Origin of the sequence: Streptomyces sp. NPDC046557 (assembly GCF_040645975.1) — a bacterium.
Taxonomy (GTDB): Bacteria; Actinomycetota; Actinomycetes; order Streptomycetales; family Streptomycetaceae; genus Streptomyces.
Genome location: NZ_JBEYZH010000008.1, coordinates 70,307 through 93,389 on the forward strand (window position 1 = coordinate 70,307; position 23,083 = coordinate 93,389).

The following is a 23,083-nucleotide window of genomic DNA, read 5'->3' on the forward strand; positions in this document are numbered from 1 at the left end:
ACGGATCCGCCCCGCCGCCTACTCGCTGCGGGGACGGCCCGGCTCTACTGGTCCCGGAACCGGACGATCTTGACGAACTCGTCGGCGTCCAGTGCCGCGCCGCCGACCAGGGCGCCGTCGACGTCGGGCTGGGCCATGATCGCGGCGATGTTGCCGGCCTTGACGGAGCCGCCGTACTGGATGCGGACCTTGTCGGCCAGCTCCTGCGAGTACAGCTCGGCCAGCCGGCCGCGGATCGCCCCGCAGACCTCCTGCGCGTCCTCGGGGGTGGCGACCTCGCCGGTCCCGATGGCCCAGACGGGCTCGTACGCGATCACGATGGTCTCGGCCTGCTCGGCCGGGAGGTCCTTCAGGCCGCCGTCGACCTGGGCGAGCGTGTGCTCGACCTGCCGGCCGGCCTTGCGGACGTCCAGGCCCTCACCGACGCACAGGATCGGGGTGATCCCGTGCCGGTAGGCGGCCTTGACCTTGGCGTTGCAGAGTTCGTCGCTCTCGGCGTGGTACTGCCGGCGCTCGCTGTGGCCGACGGCCACGAAGGTGCAGGAGAGCTTGGCCAGCATCGGGCCGGAGATCTCGCCGGTGTAGGCACCGGAGTCGTGCGCCGAGATGTCCTGGGCGCCGTACTTGATCTTCAGCTTGTCGCTGTCGACGAGGGTCTGGACGGAACGCAGGTCGACGAAGGGCGGCAGGACCGCCACCTCGACGGCGTCGTAGTCCTTGTCGGCGAGCGCGAAGGCGAGCTTCTGGACGTGCGCGATGGCCTCGAGGTGGTTGAGGTTCATCTTCCAGTTGCCCGCCATGAGCGGGGTGCGCGTGGTCATTGAGGGTCAGACCTCCAGTGCGGCGAGGCCGGGGAGCGTCTTGCCCTCGAGGTATTCGAGGGAGGCGCCGCCACCGGTCGAGATGTGGCCGAAAGCGTTCTCGTCGAAGCCGAGCGTGCGCACGGCGGCGGCGGAGTCCCCACCGCCGACGACGGTGAACGCGTCGCTGTCGACGAGGGCCTGCGCGATCGCGCGGGTGCCTCCGGCGTAGTCGGGGTGCTCGAAGACGCCCACGGGACCGTTCCAGAAGACGGTCTCCGCGTCGGCGATCTTCGACGCGTACAGCTCGCGGGTCTTGGGACCGATGTCCAGACCCTCCTTGTCGGCGGGGATCTTGTCCGCGTCGACGGTGGTGAAGTCGGCCGGGGTCTTGCCCTTGAGGTCGGGGAAGTCCGTAGAGGCGAGGATGTCGACCGGCAGGACCAGCTCGACGCCGTTCTTCTCGGCGCGCTCCATGTACTCCTTGACGACGTCCACCTGGTCCTTCTGGAGCAGGGAGATGCCGACCTCGTAGCCCTTGGCGTAGAGGAAGGTGTACGCCATGCCGCCGCCGATGAGGATGCGGTCGGCCTTGCCGAGGAGCTGGTCGATGACGGCGAGCTTGTCGGAGACCTTGGCGCCGCCCAGGACGACCACGTACGGGCGCTTGACCTGGGCGGTCAGCTTCTTCAGGACGCCGACCTCGGTGGCGATGAGGTAGCCGGCCGCGTGGGGCAGGCGCGCCGGGAGGTCGAAGACCGAGGCGTGCTTGCGGTGGACGGCGCCGAAGCCGTCGCCGACGTAGAGGTCGGCGAGCGCGGCGAGCTCGTCCGCGAACGCGCCGCGCTCGGCGTCGTCCTTCGAGGTCTCGCCGGCGTTGAAGCGCAGGTTCTCGATGACGGCGACCTTGCCGTCGGCGAGGGCCGCGACGGTCTCCCTGGCGGAGGAGCCGACGGTGTCGGTGGCGAACGCGACGTCGGTGCCGAGCAGCTCGCCGAGCCGCTTGGCAGCCGGGGCCAGCGAGAACGCCGGGTCCGGGGCGCCCTTGGGGCGGCCCAGGTGCGAGGCGACGATCACGCGGGCGCCGGCTTCGGCAAGCTTCGCGATGGTCGGCTGGACGGCACGGATGCGTCCGTCGTCGGTGATCTCGGTGCCCGCGAGCGGCACGTTGAGGTCCGCGCGGACGAACACCCGCTTGCCGGAGACGCCCTCGGCGAGAAGTTCGTCGATCGTCTTCATGTGTTTCTTACTCCTTATCCCCACGCGGGGTTTCCGTCCCGACCTGGGTGAGAGGGTACGAGACAAGCCACAGGGCCCGTGCGGCGCCTCGTCGCGCCACTCGGACCCTGTGCCTCACATCGTGCTGCCTGCCGTGACGATCAGAGCTGACCGCCGACGAACACGGTCAGGTCGACGAGGCGGTTGGAGTAGCCCCACTCGTTGTCGTACCAGCCGATGACCTTGACCTGCGTACCGTCCTGAACCATCGTCAGGGACGCGTCGAAGGTGCAGGACGCGGGCCAGTTCACGATGTCGGAGGAGACGATCGCGTCCTCGGTGTAGTCGAGGATGCCCTTCAGCTGGCCCTCGGCGGCCTTCTGGAAGGCCGCGTTGATCTCTTCCTTGGTGGTCTCGCGGGAGAGCTCCAGGACGAGGTCGGTGACCGAGCCGGTGGGGACCGGGACGCGCATGGCCATGCCGTCCAGCTTGCCCTTGAGCTGCGGCAGGACCAGCGCGGTGGCCTTGGCGGCACCGGTCGAGGTCGGGATGATGTTCTCGGCGGCGGCGCGGGCGCGGCGCAGGTCCGAGTGCGGGAAGTCGAGGATGCGCTGGTCGTTGGTGTAGGCGTGGACCGTCGTCATCATGCCCTTGACGATGCCGAAGTTCTCGTCGAGGACCTTGGCCATCGGCGCCACGCAGTTGGTGGTGCAGGAGGCGTTGGAGATGACGTGGTGGTTGGCCGCGTCGTACTTGTCCTGGTTGACGCCCATCACGATCGTGATGTCCTCGTCCTTGGCCGGGGCCGAGATGAGGACCTTCTTCGCGCCGGCCGCGATGTGCTTGGCGGCGTCGGCCTTCTTGGTGAAGATGCCGGTGGACTCGATGACGATGTCGGCGCCCAGCTCGCCCCAGGGCAGGTTGGCGGGGTCGCGCTCGGCGAACGTCTTGAAGGTGTTGCCGTTGACGGTGATGGTGTCGTCGGTGTGCGAGACCTCGGCCTTGAGGCGGCCGAGGATCGTGTCGTACTTGAGCAGGTGCACCAGAGTGGCGTTGTCAGTCAGGTCGTTGACACCGACGATCTCGATGTCCGCTCCCTGCTCAAGGAGCGCCCGGAAGTAGTTGCGGCCAATTCGGCCAAAACCATTGATGCCTACGCGGATCGTCACGAACCGATCTCCTCGTTGGTGCGCCGGTAAAAGTCCCCCGGCGAGCTGTATGGGATGTCCCCGACCGCTTACGACCCTACCTCTCCGTGAGCTTCCGAGTGACATCGGCCGACGGCTGACACTCCCCTGCTTCCCAGGAATGACACCGCGAGGCCCCGTACCGGACGTACCGGTACGGGACCCCTGGGACCTTGTCCCCGTTACCCGGAGTGAGGGCCGGTTAAGCCTCGGATCAGTGGTTCAGCGAACGGAGGGCCTTACCGACGAGTACGACTCGTTCCGCCGCCGCCGGGACCTGTTCCAGGCCGAAACCGAAGAGCACGGTGTCACGCGTAGTGACAGCCGCGTACGACTTGAAGAGCTCCCCGGTCCTGTACCAATCCCCCGGGATGACGGGGCTTCCGGCCGGTGCGCCCTGGGCCGTCCACGCCCCCAGCGAGGTCTCGAAGCCCTCGACGGTCTGGTCCGTCCCGCCGACGGAGAGCCGCGCCTCGTCCGCGAAGACGCCCCGGCCGCCCGCCCCGCCGTCGGTGACGTACGACAGCGAGACCTCCACGGACTTGCCGGCGTAGGCGCTCAGGTCGAAGGAGACCTGCTTCCAGCCGCCCGAGGAGCCGGTGAAACTGTTCCACGCCCCGCTGCTGCCGTGCGGCGTGCAGCCGCCGGCGGTCAGGTCGAGGTAGTGGCGCAGGAAGGGGTGCCCGTTGACGAAGAAGCCGGCGTCGCACTCGGCGGGGACGGCGGCGCTGCTGAGACCGGCGGCCTCGGGGAGCGTGGTCCAGTCCTCCGCCCCGGTGGTGTGCGCCTCCAGGACGGCGTGGTCGTACCCCTGCTCGGTGTTCCAGTTGAGGGCCATCTTGAGCTGCGGCCTGTCGGCGGCGGAGACCTTGGTGAGGTCGAGCGTGCGGGTCAGCCGCTTCCACTCGTTGTCCTCGTGGGTGGCCGCGGCCATCCCGGTGCCCGCGTAAGGGGCGTACGGGTTCACGACACCGGCGTACTGGCCCGCCTGCGCGCTCTTGAACTGCGGGAACCGCGCCGGTGGCAGCGTCTCGGAGGTCACCGAGAAGGAACCCGGAGCGTCCAGGGGGTTGTCCGCGGCGTCCCCGAGGCCGCCCTTCGCCCCGGCGAGGGCGCCCGCTCCGGTGAAGGCGGTGGGCCCGCTGACCCGGGCCCGGCCGTAGGCGCCGAGGTAGTACTGGCTGAAGTCGTCGGTGACGGCGCGGCCGACCCGGGCGTTGCCGCCCGCCTGCTCACCGGCCTCGATCAGTTTGCCGCCCTCGTTGAGGAAGTCGCGTACGGCGAGCTGCGTTTCACCGCCGGGGGTCTTGGCCCCGGTGTAGTGGACGACGGTGCGGAAGTGGGAGAGCACCCCCAGGTGGTGCGGGACGCCCTGGGTGGCGACGTCCCAGACGGCGGCCTTCTTGCCGTTGGCGCGCAGGGCGTCGACGTACTCCTGGGCGTGGGTGGCCTTGGCGCCCTCCTCGGCGATCACGAGGACGTCCGCGTCGCGTGGCCGCTCGGCCACCGTGTAGCTGAAGTGTTCGCTGGAGAGTTCCCTGCCCCGGTCGCGGCCGGTGAACCAGACCTCGACCTTGTCGCCCGGCTTGGCGCCGTCGACCTTGGCCCGGTACTCGTCGAACCAGTTGTTGTCGTCGCCGCCGTAGACGTCGCCGCCCTTCCACGCCTTCAGCCCGTCGTCGTGCGTACGACCGCCGTTGACGCGGAACTTGAGCTGCTTGTCCTGGAGCGCCTTGCGGGCGGTGACCGAGACGGTTTGGTCCTCGCCGCGCTGTACGTAGGAGGTGGTGAAGGGGTCCACGGTGAAGTCGGCGGCGCTCAGGCCGACGGAGGACACCGGCCGGTCCGGGTGCGCCGCGCTCTCGGCGACCGACAGCGCGAAGGGGACGTTCTTGGCGAACTCGGCCTGGATGAGCTTCTCGTCGTCCGGGAAGTTGAAGACGGACGGGCAGTCCTCGGGCTTCCAGCGGTCGTTCGGGTCGACGGCGGAGGCAGTCTGGCAGGTGCTCATCTCGGGGGTGAACATCATGACGCCGTTGACGTTGGCCGCGTGGCCGTCGGCCTCGCCGTTGGTGGTGTAGAGCTCGGAGGACACCTGTGGGTAGTAGCCCGGCACGGCCGAGTGCTCGGGGGTGCCGGCGAGCGCCTTGTAGGCGACGTCGTCGGGGGTGGGGGTGGCGACCTGCCAGCCCACTCCGTAGAGCAGCAGCTCGGCGGCCGAGTGGTAGTTGATCGCGTACCTGAAGCCGACGCGCTTCTCGAACGCGTCGAGGGCGACGGTCTCGGGTTCGGAGTTCGCCTTGGGGCCGCGGTAGGTCTCGCTCGACGGGCTCTCGGAGGAGCCCTCGTCGTCGTAGCCCCACCGGTAGGCGAAGTTGCGGTTGGGGTCGACCCCGTCGACGGCCGTGATCTTGCCGTCGCCGTCGTTGTCGCGCAGGTTCTTGCGCCACAGCCGCTGCCCGTCGGGGGCGTGCGTGTAGTCGTAGCCGTCGGGGTTGGCGGAGAGCAGGAACCACATCTCGGTGGAGTCCACCAGCTTGGTGATGCGCTGGTCCTTGCCGTAGCCGTCCAGCGTCCGGTGCATCAGCCGCCGGGTCATCTCGGGGGTGATCCACTCGCGGGCGTGCTGGTTGGACATGTAGAGCACCGAGGGTTTGGCGCCGTCCTTGGTCTTCTTGGCGTCCTTGGTGACCTTCAGGGCGAGGATGTCCTTGCCCTGGCCGGTCTTGCCGATGGAGACGACCTTGGTGAGCGACGGGTTGTCCCGGGCGGTCTTGAGGATCTCCTCCTGGAGGCCGCCCTTGCCGCTGTACGGCCGGAAGACGCCGTCGCCGGGGGCCTCCGCGCGGGCGGACGGGACGATCTTGCGCTCGGCGATCTTGACGCCCTGTGCGGCGAGATCCCCGGCCTGCCCGGCGGTGAGGAACAGTTCGACCTTCGCCGTCCCGGTCGCGGGCGGGCGCTCGGCCAGTTCGTGGGCGTCCTGGCCGGCGGCGAGGACGAGCGGGACCTGTTCCTTGGTGATGTCGGCGTCGTAGACCCGGACCTCGTCGGATGCCGGTCCGGCTCCGCCGTCCGTCGCGGGTCGGGCGTGTGCCGCTACGGGTAACGCGGCGAGTGTGGTTCCGATGACGAGTGCGCTTGCGGCGAGGATCGATCTCGCGCGGTGCCTCATATGCCCCCCTGGGCGTCGTCTGCCACGAAAGCGTTGGCAGCCAGGCTCACGACAGCCCATGCGCATGTCAATGGGGCATACGACGGGGGACCCGCACGATCACCCGTGCGGGTCCCTGCCGGCCCTGCTCCGTGACGCGGTCAGCCCGGGGAACGCGGTCAACCGGCCATGTTGTCGGCCAGTTCCTCGCTGAGGTCGAGGTTCGACTCGGTGCCCGGGATGCCCAGGTCCTGAGCCCGCTTGTCGGCCATCGCCAGCAGCCGACGGATCCGGCCCGCGACGGCGTCCTTCGTCAGCGGCGGGTCGGCCAGCGCACCCAGCTCTTCCAGCGACGCCTGCTTGTGCTCCATGCGCAGCCGGCCGGCCGCGGCGAGGTGCTCCGGGACCTCCTCGCCCAGGATTTCCAGGGCGCGCTGCACCCGGGCACCGGCGGCCACCGCGGCCCGCGCCGAGCGGCGCAGGTTGGCGTCGTCGAAGTTGGCGAGGCGGTTGGCGGTGGCCCGCACCTCGCGCCGCATCCGGCGCTCCTCCCACGCCAGCACCGACTCGTGGGCACCCAACCGGGTCAGCAGCGCGCCGATCGCGTCGCCGTCGCGGACCACGACCCGGTCCACCCCCCGCACCTCGCGCGCCTTGGCGGCGATCGAGAGCCTGCGGGCGGCGCCCACCAGGGCCAGGGCGGCCTCCGGGCCCGGGCAGGTGACCTCCAGGGAGGAGGACCGGCCGGGCTCGGTGAGCGAGCCGTGGGCCAGGAAGGCGCCGCGCCAGGCCGCCTCGGCGTCACAGGTGGCCCCGGAGACGACCTGCGGCGGCAGGCCCCGGATCGGTCGGCCGCGGCCGTCCACGAGGCCGGTCTGGCGGGCCAGCTGGTCCCCGCCGGCGACGACGCGGACGACGAACCGGCTGCCCCGGCGCAACCCGCCCGGGGCCATCACCACCAGGTCGGAGGAGTGCCCGAAGATCTCCAGGATGTCCTTGCGCAGGCGCCGGGCCGCGATGCCCGTATCGAGCTCCGCCTCGATGACGATGCGGCCGCTCACCAGGTGCAGCCCGCCCGCGAACCGAAGGATCGCCGAAACCTCCGCCTTCCTGCAGCAGGTCCGGGTGACGGGGAGGCGGGAGATCTCATCCTTCACCGCGGGCGTCATCGCCATGGGCCGATCCTTCCATGCATCCGAAAAATACGGTCGTACGCGGCGGCCAGCAGCTCCGGATCATGCTTCGGAGCCCCGTCCCGCCTGGCCACGGGCGCCAGCTCGACCGCGGCGCCGAACCGTTTGGCGGCATCGGCCAGGGAGTCGCGATCGAGCACGGCGGCCTCGTCGGCCAGCACCACGTCCAGGGCGAGTTTAGGGGCGTGTCGGGCCAAAACCTCCAAATGACGCTGCGGAGAGAAGCCCTCTGTTTCACCGGGCTGCGGCGCGAGGTTCAACGAGAGCACCCTGCGGGCCTTCGTCGCGATGAGCGCGTCGAGCAGTTCCGGCACCAGCAGGTGCGGGATCACCGACGAGAACCAGGAGCCCGGACCGAGCACCACCCAGTCGGCGTCGAGCACGGCCGCGACCGCCTCCGGCACGGCCGGCGGATCGCCCGGGACGACCTGCACGGACAACACCTCGCCGGGGGTCAGGGCCACCGTGGCCTGCCCCCGTACGGTGTCCACGTCCTCCGGGCGCGCCGGGTCGTGGCCCTTGACCAGCGCCTGGAGCTCCAGCGGGACCGCGGACATCGGCAGCACCCGGCCCTGCGCGCCGAGCAGCTTGCCGACCAGGTCGAGCGCCTGCACGGGGTCGCCGAGTTGCTCCCACAAGGCGACGATCAGCAGGTTGCCGACCGCGTGCTCGTGGAGGGCACCGGCGGACTGGAAGCGGTGCTGGATGACACGGGACCAGGTCTGGCCCCATTCGTCGTCCCCGCACAGCGCGGCGAGCGCCTTGCGCAGGTCGCCGGGCGGCAGCACGCCGAGCTCCTCACGGAGCCGGCCGCTGGAGCCGCCGTCGTCGGCGACGGTGACCACGGCCGTGAGCTCGCCGGTGATCCGGCGCAGCGCGGCGAGCGAGGCCGACAGGCCCATGCCGCCACCGAGGGCGACGACCTTGGGGGCGACCACCTTGGCGGCGGCGCGGCGCCCGGTGCGGCCCGCGCCGTCCTCGCCCCGGCCGGGGGCGAGCCGGCGCAGGCGGCGCAGGCGCAGGGAGCGTCCGGTCACTCGCGCCCCATGTCCCGGTGGACGACGACGGTCTCTACTCCCTCGGCGGCGAGGCGGGCCGCGAGCTTCTCGGACATGGCCACGCTGCGGTGCTTGCCGCCCGTGCAGCCGACCGCGATGGTCACGTACCGCTTGCCCTCACGGCGGTAGCCGGTGGCGATGAGCTGGAGCAGCTCGGTGTACCGGTCGAGGAACTCCTTCGCGCCGGGCTGGCTGAAGACGTACCCCGACACCTCCGCGTTGAGCCCGGTGAAGGGGCGCAGCTCCGGGACCCAGTGCGGGTTGGGGATGAAACGGCAGTCGACGACGAGGTCGGCGTCGACGGGAAGGCCGTACTTGTAGCCGAAGGACATGACGGTGGCCCGCAGCTCGGGCTCCTCGTCGCCCGCGAACTGGGCGTCCATCTTGGCGCGCAGCTCGTGCACGTTGAGGCTGGAGGTGTCGATGACGAGGTCGGCGTCACCGCGCAGCTCGCGCAGCAGGTCGCGCTCGGCGGCGATGCCGTCGACGATGCGCCCGTCGCCCTGGAGGGGGTGCGGGCGGCGGACCGACTCGAAGCGGCGGACCAGCGCGTCGTCGGAGGACTCCAGGAAGACGATGCGACGGGTGACGCCACGGGCCTCCAGGTCGGCGAGGGACTCGCGCAGGGCGTCGAAGAACTGGCGGCCTCTGACGTCGACGACGACGGCGATGCGTGCCACGTTGCCCTGCGAGCGGGCGCCGAGTTCCACCATGGTGGGGATCAGCGCCGGCGGGAGGTTGTCCACGACGAACCAGCCGAGGTCCTCCAGGCACTTGGCCGCGGTACTGCGGCCGGCCCCGGACATCCCGGAGATGATCACCAGCTCGGGGATGGCCGCCTCGGCGGTATCGCCGGGCTCCACTGTCGTGCCCGTACTCACCTGTGCTCCGTCTCGGTCGTGCTCGGTCTCGTTCTGATCCGCGACGTGTTCGTCGGTCGCGTTCTCGTTGGTCGCGTTCTCGTTGGTCGTGTTCTCGTTGGTCGCGTTCTCGTTGGTCGGGCGCTCGGTCATGGCGTTGTCCCCCGTTCGGACGACGTTCCCGCAGACGCGGGAGTCTCATCCTCAATGATCTCTCCTGTCGCCATGTTGACGGCAGGACGGGCGGGGACGGCCCGGGCGAGCGCGGCGGCCACGGTCTCGGCCGTCTTGCGGCCTATGCCCGGAACCTCGCAGATCTGGTCGATTGTCGCCGCTCTCAGCTTCTTCACCGAACCGAAGTGCTTGATCAGGGCCTGCTTGCGGCTCTCCCCGAGGCCCGGCACCTCGTCCAGCGGACCGGCCTTGAAGCGCTTGCCGCGCTTGTTGCGCTGGTACTGGATGGCGAAGCGGTGGGCTTCGTCACGCACCCGCTGGAGCAGGTAGAGGCCCTCGCTGGTACGGGGCAACACCACCGGGTCGTCCTCGCCGGGCAGCCAGACCTCCTCCAGCCGCTTCGCGAGGCCGCACACCGCCACGTCGTCGATCCCCAGCTCCTCCAGGGCCCGCCGGGCGGCCGTGACCTGCGGCCGGCCGCCGTCGACCACGACGAGCTGCGGCGGGTACGCGAAGCGCTTGGGACGCCCGTCGTCCTCCTCGGGGCCGTCCGTCTCCCCGTCCTCCGGGGACCACTCGCCGGTCTTCAGCTTCTCCTGGAGGTAGCGCCGGAAGCGCCGGGAGACCACCTCGTGCATCGACCGGACGTCGTCCTGCCCCTCGAAGGACTTGATCTGGAAGCGCCGGTACTCGCTCTTGCGGGCCAGCCCGTCCTCGAAGACGACCATGGAGGCCACCACGTCGTCGCCCTGGAGGTGGGAGATGTCGAAGCACTCGATGCGCAGCGGCGCGCCGTCCAGCTCCAGGGCCTCGGCGATCTCCTCCAGGGCCCGGGAGCGGGTGGTGAGGTCGGCGGCCCGCTTGGTCTTGTGCAGGGCGAGGGACTGCTGCGCGTTGCGGTGGACGGTCTCCATGAGCGCCTTCTTGTCGCCGCGCTGCGGGATGCGCAGGCTGACCTGGGCGCCGCGCCGCTCGGCGAGCCACTCGCTCAGCACCGGCGTGTCCTCGGGCAGGGCGGGGACCAGCACCTCCTTGGGGACGGCCTCGCCCTTCTCCTCCCCGTACAGCTGCTGGAGCGCGTGCTCGACGAGCCCGGCGGTGTCGACGGCCTCCACCTTGTCGGTGACCCATCCGCGCTGGCCGCGGACCCGGCCGCCGCGTACGTGGAAGATCTGCACGGCGGCTTCCAGCTCGTCCTCGGCGACGGCGATGAGGTCGGCGTCGGTGGCGTCGGCGAGCACGACGGCGTTCTTCTCCATGGCCCGGCGCAGCGCCCCTATGTCGTCGCGCAGCCGGGCGGCCTTCTCGTACTCCATGTCCTCGGCGGCCTCGCGCATCTGCGCTTCGAGCCGGGAGAGGTAGGTGCCGGTCCGGCCGGCCATGAAGTCACAGAAGTCCTCGGCGAGTTCGCGGTGCTCGTCGGGGGTGACGCGGCCGACGCAGGGGGCGGAGCACTTGCCGATGTAGCCGAGCAGACAGGGGCGGCCGATCTGCGCGGAGCGCTTGAACACGCCGGCGGAGCAGGTCCGTACCGGGAACACCCGGAGCATCAGGTCGACGGTCTCGCGGATCGCCCAGGCATGGCCGTAGGGGCCGAAGTAGCGCACGCCCTTCTTCTTCGGGCCGCGCATGACCTGGACGCGGGGGTACTCCTCGTTCATGGTGACGGCGAGGGAGGGGTAGCTCTTGTCGTCCCGGTACTTGACGTTGAACCGGGGGTCGAACTCCTTGATCCAGGAGTATTCGAGCTGGAGCGCCTCGACCTCGGTGGAGACGACGGTCCATTCGACGGACGCGGCGGTCGTCACCATGGTGGCGGTACGGGGGTGCAGGTTCGCGACGTCCTGGAAGTAGCTGGCCAGGCGCTGGCGCAGGCTCTTGGCCTTCCCGACGTAGATCACCCGGCGGTGCTCGTCGCGGAACTTGTAGACCCCGGGGGAGTCGGGGATCTGCCCCGGCTGGGGGCGGTAGCTGGAAGGGTCGGCCATGCCAACCACCCTACTGTCGCCCACGGACAACCCACCCCACGCCCCGGCCCGGGGACGCCGGGCGGTAGTGCGGGGTCCGGCCCCCCGGTCCGGGGCGCCGGCCCGAACCCACCGGTCCCGGCCCGGCCCCGGGGGCGGGACCCGGGAGCACCGGGCCCCTACCGGCGCTCCGTCCCCGGAGGCGCCCAGCCGGTGCCGTCCCCGGGGGCGGGGCAAGACGTCCGGGGTGCAACGCCGAGGCGCGGACTGGTCCACGCGGAACTGTCCCGGGGGCGGAGCCCCGGGAGATGGGGAAAGGGCGGGGCCCGCCGCCTTGGCGGTATGGCGGAGCCGTGCCGCACGGGCCACCCCGGCACCCCGGGCCGGGCCGCCCACTCGCCGAAGGCGCGGAGCACGGCCGCGCAGACCACCGAACGGTCCGCCCGGGCGGGGTCGGGGCGGCTCCCCGGGCGGCCGGTCCCGCGGGCCAGGGCGGCACAACCCACCGCCGGGGCAGCGTGCCTGGGGCGCCGGCCCGACCCCGCCCGGGGCGGCGAGGCTCGGGCGTGTCGGGCGCACGGGACGGGGAGCGCCCCGCAGGGGCCCGACAACCGCTCGGGCGCCTGGGCGGACCGACTCGGCACCGCTCCGGGAGACACACGGCCGCCCGGCGGCCGGGTCGGAGCCACGCTTGCGCCCCGGCCCCGCTTCCGGAGGGCAACTGCCGCCCGGGGGCCGAGGGACCGCCGTCCCGCCGTCCTGGCGGGACGGCGGGACGGCGGGACCGGCGGGGTCGGCGGGGTCGGCGGGGTCGGCGGGTCGGTTACGCCGCCGGCGCGCGGCGGTGGCGGCGGAGGAACAGCACCCCCGCCCCGCCCAACGCCAGCGCCCCGGCGGCCCCGGCCACTCCTGCGGCGTCACCGGCGGAGCCACCCGCCGAGCCACCGGCGGAGCCGTCCGCGTACCCCCCGGCCTTGCCGGCCTTCGCGTACGCCGACCCCGGCAGCTTGTCCCCGTACGCCCGCGCGACCCGCGACCGGTACGCCGCCAGGCTCGTGCCCCCGGCGCCCACGGCCCGCTCCGCGTCCTCGTCCAGCGGCAGCACACTCGCGCCCCGGGCCACGTACCACGCGTCGATCTGCGGCTCGCGGAACACCGTCCCGCCCGGCAGCTTCCGCTCCCCGAGCCGCGCGTAGCGGAACTCGTCGTCGCCGGTGGCGATGTTCACCACCTGCCAGCCGGCCTCCGTCCGCGCCGTCCACAGCGAGGCCAGTTGGCCGTCCGAGGAGACCGCCTCGCTGGCGAGGAACTCCAGCCGGGCGACGGGCGCCCCGGCCTTGCCCGCCACGAAGTCCGGCGAGAGGTAGTTCACCGGTATCGCCTCGCCCTCCAGCCTCGGCTGCGCGGCGCTCACCGTCACCCTGCCCTCCCGCGCGAAGAACCGTGACAGGGTGGCCAGGGATTCGGGTGCGCCGGCCGCCTGCCCGGCCGCCGCTTTGACCTCGGCGGTCGCGGACAAGGGCTGGGGCACGGGGGCCGCCTGCGCCTGCGAGGGCAGCGCCAGGCAGGCGGCGGCGGTGGCGAGGACCGCGACGGCGGCGGCACGCAGTCGGTCGGCGTTCACGCGGTCACGCTCCGATCCGGTAGAGCGAGTGGGTCCAGGAGAAGGTGTCGTTGTCGACGTACCAGGCGTGGGAGGCCCAGTTGTAGCGGTCGTTGGAGGGCCACGGGTCACCCCAGTACACCCAGCTGTTGGCGGTGTCGTAGCCGTACAGGACGTGCATGTGCCCACCGCCGTTGGACCACTGGATACGGGTCTCCACCGGGCGGTTGGCGTTGATCTCGGTCTGGACGGTGGAGTACTGGAGCCATCCGGTCACGTACGAACCGGAGTTGATGCCCGCCCAGCGCAGGGCCGTCTGGACGTTGCCCAAGGTGGCTTGGTTGTTCGGGCATTCGGTGCCCTGTTGGCGGTTGAAGGCGGCGTTGCAGAACTGGTTCTGGCTGTAGGTGCGGCCGAACCAGGTGGCGATGGTGTTGCCGGAGGCGGCCCAGCACCAGTTGGTCTTCTGCTGGGCCTGCATCGTGATGTTCAGGCGGTTGGCGGACAGGGCGGACAGGGCGGAGGTGGCCTGCGAGCCGGCATCGGCGGCGGTGGCGGTGCCGGCGGGCAGGGCGAACAGCAGGGCGGTGAGAAGGGTGACGGCCAGGGACGGCCGCCGGTGGGGATTGCGCATCGCGTTCCTCCCGTGGGGGGAGTGGGGATGGAGGAGCGCGTCCGGACGCTGGTGAGGAGCATCAGGGTGTTGTTGCGGACAGGTCAACAGGCTTCAATGCGAGGTGACATCGCGGTGTGAACGGCGGGGCGCCGGTGTGAACGGCGGGGGTCCCGTCACCTGGACCACAGCAGTCACCGGCGTGGTCCCCCGCCCCGCCGCCCGTGAACGTTCACAGGAAGGAGCGCCGGCGTGCGGCCGACCGACGAGAGCGACCCGGACCTGCCACGACTGCTGCGCGCGGGCCCCTTCCACCTGGCGCTGCGCGCCGCGCTGACCGCCCGCGGCCTGCCCCTGCACCGGGTGCAGCACCGGCTCGCGGCCCGGGGCATCAAGGTCGGCGTGACCAGCCTGAGCTACTGGCAGCAGGGGGCCCGGCGGCCGCAGCGCCCCGAATCGCTGAAGGCCGTGGGCGCCCTGGAGCAGATCCTGGAACTGCCCGAGGGAACGTTACTGCGGCTGCTGTCCGCTCCCGGGACCGCAGGGCCGGTCACCCACCGTCCGTCCGCCCGCCCGTACCGGGCCCTCGTCGGCGCCGGCGCGGCGGTGGACGAACTGCTCGCCGGCCTGGAGCTGCCCACCGACGGCGGACTGCACACGGTCGGCCACCACGAACGGGTGCGCGTCGGCGCGGGCGGCGAGCTGCTTGACCGCGCCTCCCAGCACGTCGTACGGGCCCACCGCGACGGCGTCGACCGCTACCTCGCCGTCCACCACGGCGATCCGGGCTGCGACCCGGCGCGCGTCCGTGTCCGCGCGGGCGAGAACTGCCGGACCGGGCGCGTGCGGTGGCACCGCGGGGCGGGGGTGACGGTCGCCGAGCTGCTCTTCGACGCCCGGCTGCGCGCGGGCGACACGTACCTCTTCGGCTACGGCTTCGAGGACGGCACGGGCGGGCGCTGTACCGAGTACGTGCGCGGCTTCACGTACACCGGCGGTCAGTACGTGCTCCAGGTCCGCTTCGACGAGGCCGCGCTGCCGGTGCGCTGCCGGCGCTTCACCCGAACCGGTCCGGGCGCACCGCGCACCGGGCTGGCCGACCTGACTCCGAGCGGGCGCCACCGGGCCGTGCACCTCGTGGAGGAGGCGGTACGGCGCGGGATCGTGGGCATCGTCTGGGATTGGGACTGACCCGTCGCCCGCACCGTTCGCGGACCCGCGGCTCAGCCCGCGATGAGCTTGCCGCCCTCCGCCTTCACCGGGACCGGCGTCAGCGGGTCGGCGGCCGGGCCGCGCAGCACCTTCCCGGTGGCCACGTCGAAGCGGCTGCCGTGGCAGGGGCAGCTGCCCTGCCCTTCGACGATCTTGTCCAGGATGCAGCCCGCGTGGGTGCACTGGGCGGTGAACGCCTTGTACTGGCCCTCCGCCGGGCAGCTCACGACGAGCTTCTGCTCCCGGTACAGCTTCGAGCCCCCGACCGGGACGTCCGCCGCCGCGCCGAGTTCGACCGGCTCGCCCGGCACCGCCGGGGAACCCGCCGCGCCGCTCGCCGCGGTGGAGCAGGCCGCCAGGGTCAGGCCGGCGCCGGCGGCCCCGGTGAGGGCGGCCGCGCCCTTGAGCACGGTACGGCGGGCGGCTGACGGTGACGCGGACATGCGCTGCTCCTGGTGTCGGGGGCCGGCGGCCGGCCGGGCCCACCCGACGATACCGCCGCCCGATGGGGTACTTTCCCCGCGTGATCGTCGTCGGTGGAGAAGCCCTGATCGACCTGGTGCCCCTCGCGGACCCGCCGGGGGCCCTCGTGCCCCGGCCGGGCGGCGGGCCGTACAACACCGCGCTGGCGCTCGGGCGGCTCGGGGAGCGGGTCGCCTTCTGCTCCAGGGTCTCGACCGACGGTTTCGGCGAAAGCCTGCTGGCCGGGCTGCGGGCCGCCGGGGTGGACCTCTCGTCGGTCCAGCGCGGGCCCGAGCCGACGACGCTGGCCGTGCCCTCTCTGTCGCCGGACGGCTCGGCGCAGTACCGCTTCTACGTCGAGGGCACCGCCGACCGGCTGTTCGCCCTGCCGCCCGCGCTCCCCTCCGGTGCGCGGGCCCTCGCGCTCGGGACCTGTTCGCTGGTGCTGGAGCCGGGGGCGAGCGCGTACGAGGCCCTGCTGCGCCGGGAGTCCGCGCGCGGGCTGCTGACCCTGCTGGACCCGAACATCCGCCCGGCGCTGATCGCGGATCCCGCCGCGTACCGGAGGCGCTTCCTGCGCCGGCTCCCCTACGTCAGCGTGCTGAAGCTCTCGGAGGAGGACGCGGCCTGGCTCGGCGGCCGGGCCGAGGACTGGCTGGCCGCCGGGCCCTCGGCGGTGGTGTTGACCCGGGGTGCCGCGGGGCTGACGGTCCGGACGCGGGAGGGCGCGGAGCACACGGTGACGGCCCGCCCGGTGACCGTGGTCGACACGATCGGCGCGGGCGACACCGTCAACGCGGCGCTGTTGCACCGCCTGGTGGGCTCCGGCGGGCCGGTGGACTGGCCGCGGGTCCTCGCCTACGCCGCCCACGCGGCCGCGCTGACCTGCACGCGGGCGGGCGCGGAACCCCCGTACGCGGCCGAGCTCAGCGGATAGCCGCCCAGAGGGTGCCGGCCACGGCGGAGGCGAACTCCTCGACGGCGCCGGGCTCCCCGAGCAACAAGCAGTCGCGGCTGACGCCGGTCGCCGGGCCGGCGGTACGGCGGTACGGCGGTACGGCGGTACGGCGGTACGGCGGTACGGCGGTACGGCGGTACGGCGGTACGGCGGTACGGCGGTACGGCGGTACGGGCCATCGTGGCGGCCATGGAGCAGGCGGGGGTGAGCCGGCTGGCGGCGGTCGGCGCGGCGCCGATCGGGCCGGACGTGCCGGGGGACGGGATGCTGACGCGCAAGGGCTTCCTCCCGCTGCTGCGACGGGCGCTGCGGGACCTGTACGCGGACCTGGCGGTGATGGAGGCGGTGATCCGTTCGAGCGGCATCCGGTGGACGGTGGTCCGCCCGCCGCGCCTGCTGAGCCGGCCGGGTACGGGGCGCTACCGCCGGGTGATCGGGGCCAACGTGCCGGGCGCCCGGGATCATCGCGCGCGCCGACGTGGCGGACGCCCTGCTGGCCTGCCTGACGGATCAGTCCACCTTCGACCGCCCGGTGGGCGTGGCGAACCGAGCCGCTGCGGGCGCGGGGACGAGGCGGCCGGGGTAAGGCGCACCGGGGGTGAGGCGGGCCGGGAACACCCCGGCCCGCCCGCCTCCCGCGTCAGCTCTTGCGGGCCCGTACCGCCTTCTTCGGCGCGGCGGCGGCCGTCTTGGCCGGTGCCGCCGCCGTCTTCTTGGCCGCGGCCGTCTTCTTCGCCGCGACCCGCTTCCGGGCCGGCGCCGCGACCGGCGCCGCGTCCGAGATCCGGTCCGCCCCCAGGATGTCCCGCAGGAACTTGCCCGTGTGGCTGGCCCCGACCGAGGCGACCTGCTCCGGCGTCCCCTCGGCGACGACGAGACCGCCGCCGTAACCGCCTTCGGGGCCCATGTCGATGACCCAGTCCGCGGTCTTGACGACATCGAGGTTGTGCTCGATGACGATCACCGAGTTCCCCTTGTCCACCAGCCCCGACAGCACCTTGATCAGCTTCGAGATGTCCTCGAAGTGCAGGCCGGTCGTGGGCTCGTCCAGCACGTACACCGTCCGCCCCGTCGACCGCTTCTGCAGCTCCGACGCCAGCTTCACGCGCTGCGCCTCACCACCCGACAGCGTCGGCGCCGACTGGCCGAGCCGGACGTACCCGAGGCCCACCTCGTTCAGCGTCCGCAGGTGCCGTGCGATCGTCGGCACCGCCTCGAAGAAGTCCAGGGCCTCCTCGATCGGCATGTTCAGGACCTCGGCGATGGACTTGCCCTTGTAGTGGACCTCCAGCGTCTCGCGGTTGTACCGGTCGCCGTGGCACACCTCGCACGGGACGTACACGTCCGGCAGGAAGTTCATCTCGATCTTGATGGTGCCGTCACCGGAGCAGTTCTCGCACCGGCCGCCCTTGACGTTGAAGGAGAAGCGGCCCGGCAGGTAGCCGCGCACCTTCGCCTCCATCGTCTCCGCGAACAGCCTGCGCACGTGGTCGAAGACACCGGTGTACGTCGCCGGGTTGGACCGCGGCGTCCGCCCGATCGGCGACTGGTCGACATGCACGACCTTGTCGACCAGGTCGTCGCCCTCCACGCGGGTGTGCCGGCCGGGCACCGACCGGGCGCCGTTCAGCTCGCGCGCCAGGTGCGTGTAGAGGATGTCGTTGACCAGCGTGGACTTGCCGGATCCGGACACACCGGTCACGGCCGTGAGCACACCCAGCGGGAAGGACACGTCGATGTCCCGCAGGTTGTTCTCCTTGGCACCGTGGACGGTGAGCTTCCGCTCCCCGTTCACGGGACGGCGTACGTCCGGCAGCGGGATGGACCGCTTGCCCGACAGGTACTGCCCGGTCATCGACTCGTCGTTCTTGAGCAGCTCCTTGAGCGAGCCGCTGTGCACCACCTTGCCGCCGTGCTCGCCCGCGCCCGGACCGATGTCCACGACCCAGTCGGCCACCTTGATGGTGTCCTCGTCGTGCTCGACGACGATCAGGGTGTTGCCCATGTCACGCAGCCGCACGAGGGTCTCGATCAGCCGGTGGTTGTCCCGCTGGTGCAGGCCGATGGAGGGCTCGTCCAGGACGTACAGCACGCCGACCAGGCCGGAGCCGATCTGCGTGGCCAGCCGGATGCGCTGGGCCTCGCCGCCCGAGAGGGTGCCGGCGGCACGGTTCAGGGAGAGGTAGTCAAGGCCCACGTCCACCAGGAAGCGGAGCCGCTCGTTGACCTCCTTGAGGACCCGCTCGGCGATCTTCTTGTCACGGGCGTCGAGCCGCAGCTGCCCCAGGAAATCGGCGCACTCGCTGATCGACATCGCGGCGACGTCGGCGATGGACTTCTCCATCACCGTCACCGCGAGGACGATCGGCTTGAGCCGGGTTCCCTCGCAGGTCGGGCACGGCACCTCGCGCATGTAGCCCTCGAAGCGCTCCCGGCTCGCGTCGCTCTCGGACTCCGCGTGCCGCCGCTTGACGAACGGCACGGCGCCCTCGAAGGCGGTCGTGTACGCCCGCTCGCGCCCGTACCGGTTGCGGTAGCGGACCTCGATCTGGGTGCGGTGGCCGTACAGCAGGGCCTTCTTGGCGCGCTGCGGCAGCCCGGCCCAGGGGATGTCCGTACGGAAGCCCAGCTCGCCCGCGAGGGCGCCGACCAGCCGCTGGAAGTAGTCCTTGGTGTGACCGAGCGACCACGGGGACACCGCGCCCTCGTCCAGCGACTTGTCCTCGTCCGGGACGATCAGGTCCGGGTCCACCTCCATGCGCGTGCCGATGCCCGTGCACTCGGGGCAGGCGCCGAACGGCGAGTTGAAGGAGAAGGAGCGCGGCTCCAGCTCCTCGAAGGACAGGTCGTCGTACGGGCAGTAGAGGTGCTCGGAGAACATCCGCTCCCGGTCCGGGTCGTCCTCGGCGAGGTCGACGAAGTCCAGGATCACCATGCCGCCGGACAGGCCGAGGGCCGTCTCCACGGAGTCCGTGAGCCGGCGCTTGGCGGAGTCCTTGACGGTGAGGCGGTCGATGACCACCTCGATGGTGTGCTTCTCCTGCTTCTTGAGCGTGGGCGGCTCGGAGAGCTGGATCGTCTCCCCGTCCACCCGGGCCCGGCTGTATCCCTTGGTCTGGAGGTCGGCGAAGAGGTCGACGAACTCGCCCTTGCGCTCGCGCACCAGCGGCGAGAGCACCTGGAAGCGGCTGCCCTCGGGCAGCGCGAGCACCTTGTCGACGATCGCCTGCGGCGACTGGCGCGAGATCGGCCGGCGGCACTCGGGGCAGTGCGGCTTGCCGATGCGGGCGAACAGCAGGCGCAGGTAGTCGTAGACCTCGGTGATCGTGCCGACGGTGGAGCGCGGGTTGCGCGAGGTGGACTTCTGGTCGATGGAGACGGCCGGGGAGAGGCCCTCGATGAAGTCGACGTCGGGCTTGTCCATCTGCCCCAGGAACTGGCGGGCGTACGACGAGAGCGACTCGACGTAGCGGCGCTGGCCCTCGGCGAAGATCGTGTCGAAGGCCAGGGAGGACTTGCCCGAGCCGGAGAGTCCGGTGAAGACGATGAGGGAGTCGCGGGGCAGGTCGAGCGAGACGTTCTTCAGGTTGTGCTCGCGAGCGCCACGAACGATGAGACGGTCGGTCACGCCGGTCCGCACCTTTCTTGAGAGAGCGGGGGGCACGGGCCCCCGTCCCAGGGTATGGGGGGCGCGTTAGCGGTGGAGTCGTGCTTGACTTCCGAGCGTATAGCACGCGCATTCGATTTACGGCACGCGCAAGTGGGCTTCACCCGATCGTGTGGCCGACGCCCCGCGCGCACTAGGCTCGGCCCCATGACTGATCATGTGCACGACCTGCGATCTGTACGTGAAGCCACGGACCGACTGCTGACCGCTGTCGCGAAACTGGACAACGCGGCCCTCGCCGAGGAGTCACTTCTGCCCGGCTGGACCCGCGGCCACATCCTGGCCCACCTCGCCCGTAACGCCGACGCCCTCGTCAACGTCTTCGAGGGCCGAGCGATGTACACGAGCGGGGAGGCGCGGGACGCGGACATCGAGCGCGATTCCGGCCGACCTCTGGTGGAACAGTCGGAGGACGTCCGTCATTCCGCGGACCGCTTCCTGGCCGTCGCCGACGCCGACCAGGACTGGTCGCGGACCGTCGAGCTCCGGGGCGGTGTGACCGACCTCGCCTCCAACGTGCCGTTCCGCCGGCTCGTGGAGGTGGAGCTGCACCATGTCGACCTCGGCATCGGCTACACGCTCGAAGACCTCCCGCAGGAGTTCACGGGCCGCGAGATCGCCTTCCTCGCGGACCGCTGGTCCGGCCGTCCCGAGGTGCCGCCCACGGCCCTGGCCGCGACCGACGGTCGCACCTGGCGGACCGGATCCGCCGGGGAGGCGGCCGTCACCGTCTCGGGCAGTGCGGCCCAGCTCCTGGCCTGGCTGGCCGGCCGCGCCGACAAGGGCGCCGCCCTGACCACCACCGGCGGCCCCCTGCCGACCCTTCCCCCGCTCTAGGATCAAGGCATGACGTACAGCGGAGCGGTCAAGGTCGGCGGTCCTGCCGACGTGCACGAAATCGCGGACCTGATGATTTCCAAGGTCGCGGTGGGCGAGATGAACAACAACGCCTACCTGTTGCGCTGCCGGGCCACCGGTGAGCAGCTGTTGATCGACGCGGCCGCCGAGGCGGACACGTTGCTGAGTCTGATCGGGGACGACGGCATCGCCTCCGTCCTCACCACCCACCGCCACGGCGACCACTGGGGCGCGCTCCGGGCCGTGGTCGACGCGACGGGCGCCCGCACCTACGCGGGGGCGCACGACGCCGAAGGGATCCCCGTCCCCACCGACGTCCTGGTCGAGGACGGCGACACGGTCACGGTGGGGCGGGTCTCGCTGACCGCCCGCCACCTGGTCGGCCACACCCCCGGCTCGATCGCGCTGATCTACGACGACCCGCACGGCCACCCGCACGTGTTCACCGGCGACTGCCTCTTCCCGGGCGGCGTCGGCAACACGTGGGGCGACCCGAAAGCCTTCGTCCGGCTCCTCGACGACGTGGAGGAGAAGCTCTTCGCACGGCTGCCGGACGAGACCTGGGTCTACCCGGGGCACGGCAACGACACCTCGCTCGGCGCCGAGCGGCCGCACCTGGCCGAGTGGCGCGAGCGCGGCTGGTAGGACGGTGACGCCGGTCAACACGGCGCGCACGGGCACTCCTTCCGGTCGTTCATGACCGAACGCACGCCCTGAGGCTCCGGGGCGGGGTATTGCCGCACCATGCGACAAGACCCCTCCCCGGGCCACTCCCCCTCGATGCCGCGCCTCGCCCTGGCCTCGCTCGCCGGGACCGCCATCGAGTTCTACGACTTCTTCGTTTACGGCACGGCCGCCGCCCTGGTGCTCGGCCCGCTCTTCTTCCCGTCCTTCTCGCCCCTCGCCGGGACCCTCGCCGCCTTCGGCACCTTCGGCATCGGCTTCCTCGCCCGCCCCCTCGGCTCCGCCCTCTTCGGCCACATCGGCGACCGCCACGGGCGCCGCCCGGTGCTGCTCGGCTCCCTGCTGCTCACCGGCCTGGCCACGGTGGCGGTCGGATGCGTACCCTCCTACGCCTCCATCGGCACGGCCGCGCCCGTGCTGCTGCTCCTGCTGCGCTTCCTCCAGGGGCTCGGGCTGGGCGGCGAGTGGGGCGGCGCGGTCCTGTTGACGGCCGAGCACGCGCCCGAGGGCCGGCGCGGACTGTGGTCGAGCTTCCCGCAGATGGGGCCGCCGGTGGGTTTCGTCCTGGCCAACGGCATGATCCTGGTGCTGTCGGCCACCCTGACGGAAAGTCAGTTCACCTCCTGGGGCTGGCGGGTGCCGTTCTGGGCCGCCGGGCTGCTCGCGCTGACCGGGCTGTGGCTGCGCCGCTCGGTGCAGGAGACGCCGGAGTTCCGGGCGCTCGCGGAGACGGGGCGGCGCTCGCAGGCCCCGCTCGCCGAGGTGGTGCGCGGCCACTGGCGGCTGCTCCTGCTGACCGGCGGGGCCCTCGCTTCGGGCTACTCCGTTTTCTACGCGACCACCACCTGGTCCTTGGCGTACGCGACGAAGCACCTCGGTCTGGATCGCACGGTGATGCTGGCCTGCGTCATGACGGCCGTCGTGCTCAAGGGCTCGCTGACCCCGCTGGTCGCGGTGCTGGGCGACCGCTACGGTCGCAAGCCGCTGTGTCTGATCGGCTGCGCGACCTGCGCGGTGTGGATGCCGGCCTTCGTCGCGCTGTTGTGCACCGGCGATCCGCTGCTGATGACACTGGGCTTCCTCGGCGGCCTGGTGGGCATGGTGACCACCTTCGCGGTGGTGGGGGCCTACCTGCCCGAGCTGTACGCCCCGCGCGTGCGGTGCACCGGGGCGGCCGTCGGCTACAACCTGGGCGGCGTGCTGGGCGGGGCCCTGACCCCCATCGTGGCGACGGCGCTCGCGGACGGCGCCGGTCCGCCGTGGGGCGTGGCCGGGTACCTGAGTGGTATGGCCCTGCTCAGCCTGGTCTGCTTCGCGCTGCTGCCGGAGACGAACCCCGCCGTCGCGGGGCCCGGGGCGGGCCCGGGCGCGGGTACGCAGAAGGGGGCGGCCGAAGCGGCCGCCCCCGTATAGCC

At 71.9% G+C, this 23,083-nt stretch carries 17 protein-coding genes and 1 pseudogene; 6 read left to right on the top strand and 12 right to left on the bottom strand.

From position 1 onward, the window contains the following. Positions 1 to 44: 44 nt before the first annotated feature. From tpiA to ABZ934_RS17390, 10 genes are all read right to left on the bottom strand, one after another. Positions 45 to 821, bottom strand: coding sequence for a triose-phosphate isomerase (gene tpiA / locus ABZ934_RS17345; protein ID WP_361313507.1), 777 nt, complete (start codon positions 819 to 821; stop codon positions 45 to 47). 6 nt (positions 822 to 827) lie between these two features. Next, positions 828 to 2,039: a phosphoglycerate kinase gene (locus ABZ934_RS17350; RefSeq protein ID WP_361313510.1), complete on the bottom strand. Its 1,212-nt coding sequence runs from the start codon at positions 2,037 to 2,039 to the stop codon at positions 828 to 830. A 140-nt stretch (positions 2,040 to 2,179) separates the two neighbouring features. Next, positions 2,180 to 3,187 carry a type I glyceraldehyde-3-phosphate dehydrogenase gene (gap, locus tag ABZ934_RS17355; protein ID WP_136216877.1) on the bottom strand — a complete coding sequence of 336 codons (1,008 nt, stop codon included), beginning with the start codon at positions 3,185 to 3,187 and terminating at the stop codon, positions 2,180 to 2,182. Positions 3,188 to 3,419: 232 nt separating this feature from the next. Next, complete coding sequence (locus ABZ934_RS17360; RefSeq protein WP_361313513.1) at positions 3,420 to 6,380, bottom strand: M14 family zinc carboxypeptidase; 2,961 nt, start codon at positions 6,378 to 6,380, stop codon at positions 3,420 to 3,422. A gap of 158 nt (positions 6,381 to 6,538) precedes the next feature. Next, complete coding sequence (gene whiA / locus ABZ934_RS17365; RefSeq protein WP_030237199.1) at positions 6,539 to 7,534, bottom strand: DNA-binding protein WhiA; 996 nt, start codon at positions 7,532 to 7,534, stop codon at positions 6,539 to 6,541. Continuing rightward, on the bottom strand, positions 7,525 to 8,589 hold the full coding sequence (gene yvcK, locus ABZ934_RS17370) for a uridine diphosphate-N-acetylglucosamine-binding protein YvcK (protein ID WP_361313515.1): 1,065 nt from the start codon (positions 8,587 to 8,589) through the stop codon (positions 7,525 to 7,527). Before yvcK ends, whiA begins: the two co-directional genes overlap by 10 nt. Further along, positions 8,586 to 9,623 carry an RNase adapter RapZ gene (rapZ, locus tag ABZ934_RS17375; protein ID WP_361313518.1) on the bottom strand — a complete coding sequence of 346 codons (1,038 nt, stop codon included), beginning with the start codon at positions 9,621 to 9,623 and terminating at the stop codon, positions 8,586 to 8,588. Before rapZ ends, yvcK begins: the two co-directional genes overlap by 4 nt. Next, entirely contained in the window at positions 9,620 to 11,632 is a 2,013-nt protein-coding gene (gene uvrC / locus ABZ934_RS17380) for an excinuclease ABC subunit UvrC (protein ID WP_361313521.1), read from the bottom strand. Before uvrC ends, rapZ begins: the two co-directional genes overlap by 4 nt. A gap of 802 nt (positions 11,633 to 12,434) precedes the next feature. Next, positions 12,435 to 13,235 (bottom strand): hypothetical protein, encoded by an 801-nt coding sequence (locus ABZ934_RS17385; protein WP_361313524.1) that lies wholly within the window; start codon positions 13,233 to 13,235, stop codon positions 12,435 to 12,437. Positions 13,236 to 13,239: 4 nt separating this feature from the next. Beyond that, positions 13,240 to 13,848 carry a papain-like cysteine protease family protein gene (locus tag ABZ934_RS17390; RefSeq protein ID WP_361313527.1) on the bottom strand — a complete coding sequence of 203 codons (609 nt, stop codon included), beginning with the start codon at positions 13,846 to 13,848 and terminating at the stop codon, positions 13,240 to 13,242. 231 nt (positions 13,849 to 14,079) lie between these two features. On the opposite strand from ABZ934_RS17390, the gene ABZ934_RS17395 reads away from it, so the two are divergent. Beyond that, entirely contained in the window at positions 14,080 to 15,018 is a 939-nt protein-coding gene (locus ABZ934_RS17395) for a hypothetical protein (RefSeq protein ID WP_361313530.1), read from the top strand. 32 nt (positions 15,019 to 15,050) lie between these two features. Here ABZ934_RS17395 and ABZ934_RS17400 read toward each other — a convergent pair whose 3' ends face one another. Further along, a complete protein-coding gene (locus ABZ934_RS17400; RefSeq protein ID WP_361313533.1) occupies positions 15,051 to 15,482 on the bottom strand; it encodes a Rieske (2Fe-2S) protein in 432 nt (143 codons plus the stop codon). Positions 15,483 to 15,562: 80 nt separating this feature from the next. Between ABZ934_RS17400 and ABZ934_RS17405 the strand changes: the two genes are divergently transcribed. Further along, complete coding sequence (locus ABZ934_RS17405; RefSeq protein WP_361313536.1) at positions 15,563 to 16,438, top strand: carbohydrate kinase; 876 nt, start codon at positions 15,563 to 15,565, stop codon at positions 16,436 to 16,438. Between the two features lie 195 nt (positions 16,439 to 16,633). Next, a pseudogene (locus tag ABZ934_RS17410) lies at positions 16,634 to 16,882 on the top strand (NAD(P)H-binding protein); the annotation flags it as partial. A 217-nt stretch (positions 16,883 to 17,099) separates the two neighbouring features. On the opposite strand, the gene uvrA reads toward ABZ934_RS17410, so the two are convergent. Further along, positions 17,100 to 20,087 carry an excinuclease ABC subunit UvrA gene (gene uvrA / locus ABZ934_RS17415; RefSeq protein ID WP_361313539.1) on the bottom strand — a complete coding sequence of 996 codons (2,988 nt, stop codon included), beginning with the start codon at positions 20,085 to 20,087 and terminating at the stop codon, positions 17,100 to 17,102. A 186-nt stretch (positions 20,088 to 20,273) separates the two neighbouring features. Between uvrA and ABZ934_RS17420 the strand changes: the two genes are divergently transcribed. The 3 genes from ABZ934_RS17420 (at position 20,274) to ABZ934_RS17430 (ending at position 23,081) form a co-directional block, all read left to right on the top strand. Next, on the top strand, positions 20,274 to 20,963 hold the full coding sequence (locus ABZ934_RS17420) for a maleylpyruvate isomerase family mycothiol-dependent enzyme (protein WP_361313541.1): 690 nt from the start codon (positions 20,274 to 20,276) through the stop codon (positions 20,961 to 20,963). Positions 20,964 to 20,972: 9 nt separating this feature from the next. Beyond that, positions 20,973 to 21,629, top strand: a complete 657-nt coding sequence (locus tag ABZ934_RS17425) for an MBL fold metallo-hydrolase (protein ID WP_361313544.1) — start codon at positions 20,973 to 20,975, stop codon at positions 21,627 to 21,629. Positions 21,630 to 21,764: 135 nt separating this feature from the next. After that, positions 21,765 to 23,081, top strand: coding sequence for an MFS transporter (locus tag ABZ934_RS17430; protein ID WP_361313849.1), 1,317 nt, complete (start codon positions 21,765 to 21,767; stop codon positions 23,079 to 23,081). Positions 23,082 to 23,083 lie beyond the last annotated feature (2 nt).

What these genes read in the sequence shown, in the direction of transcription:
- whiA (WP_030237199.1), bottom strand. Translation starts at nt 7,534, where the DNA reads ATGGCGATGACGCCCGCGGTGAAGGATGAGATCTCCCGCCTCCCCGTC.
- ABZ934_RS17360 (WP_361313513.1), bottom strand. Translation starts at nt 6,380, where the DNA reads ATGAGGCACCGCGCGAGATCGATCCTCGCCGCAAGCGCACTCGTCATC.
- ABZ934_RS17350 (WP_361313510.1), bottom strand. Translation starts at nt 2,039, where the DNA reads ATGAAGACGATCGACGAACTTCTCGCCGAGGGCGTCTCCGGCAAGCGG.
- ABZ934_RS17430 (WP_361313849.1), top strand. Translation starts at nt 21,765, where the DNA reads ATGCCGCGCCTCGCCCTGGCCTCGCTCGCCGGGACCGCCATCGAGTTC.
- ABZ934_RS17420 (WP_361313541.1), top strand. Translation starts at nt 20,274, where the DNA reads ATGACTGATCATGTGCACGACCTGCGATCTGTACGTGAAGCCACGGAC.
- rapZ (WP_361313518.1), bottom strand. Translation starts at nt 9,623, where the DNA reads ATGACCGAGCGCCCGACCAACGAGAACGCGACCAACGAGAACACGACC.
- ABZ934_RS17390 (WP_361313527.1), bottom strand. Translation starts at nt 13,848, where the DNA reads ATGCGCAATCCCCACCGGCGGCCGTCCCTGGCCGTCACCCTTCTCACC.
- ABZ934_RS17400 (WP_361313533.1), bottom strand. Translation starts at nt 15,482, where the DNA reads ATGTCCGCGTCACCGTCAGCCGCCCGCCGTACCGTGCTCAAGGGCGCG.
- tpiA (WP_361313507.1), bottom strand. Translation starts at nt 821, where the DNA reads ATGACCACGCGCACCCCGCTCATGGCGGGCAACTGGAAGATGAACCTC.
- uvrC (WP_361313521.1), bottom strand. Translation starts at nt 11,632, where the DNA reads ATGGCCGACCCTTCCAGCTACCGCCCCCAGCCGGGGCAGATCCCCGAC.
- ABZ934_RS17425 (WP_361313544.1), top strand. Translation starts at nt 20,973, where the DNA reads ATGACGTACAGCGGAGCGGTCAAGGTCGGCGGTCCTGCCGACGTGCAC.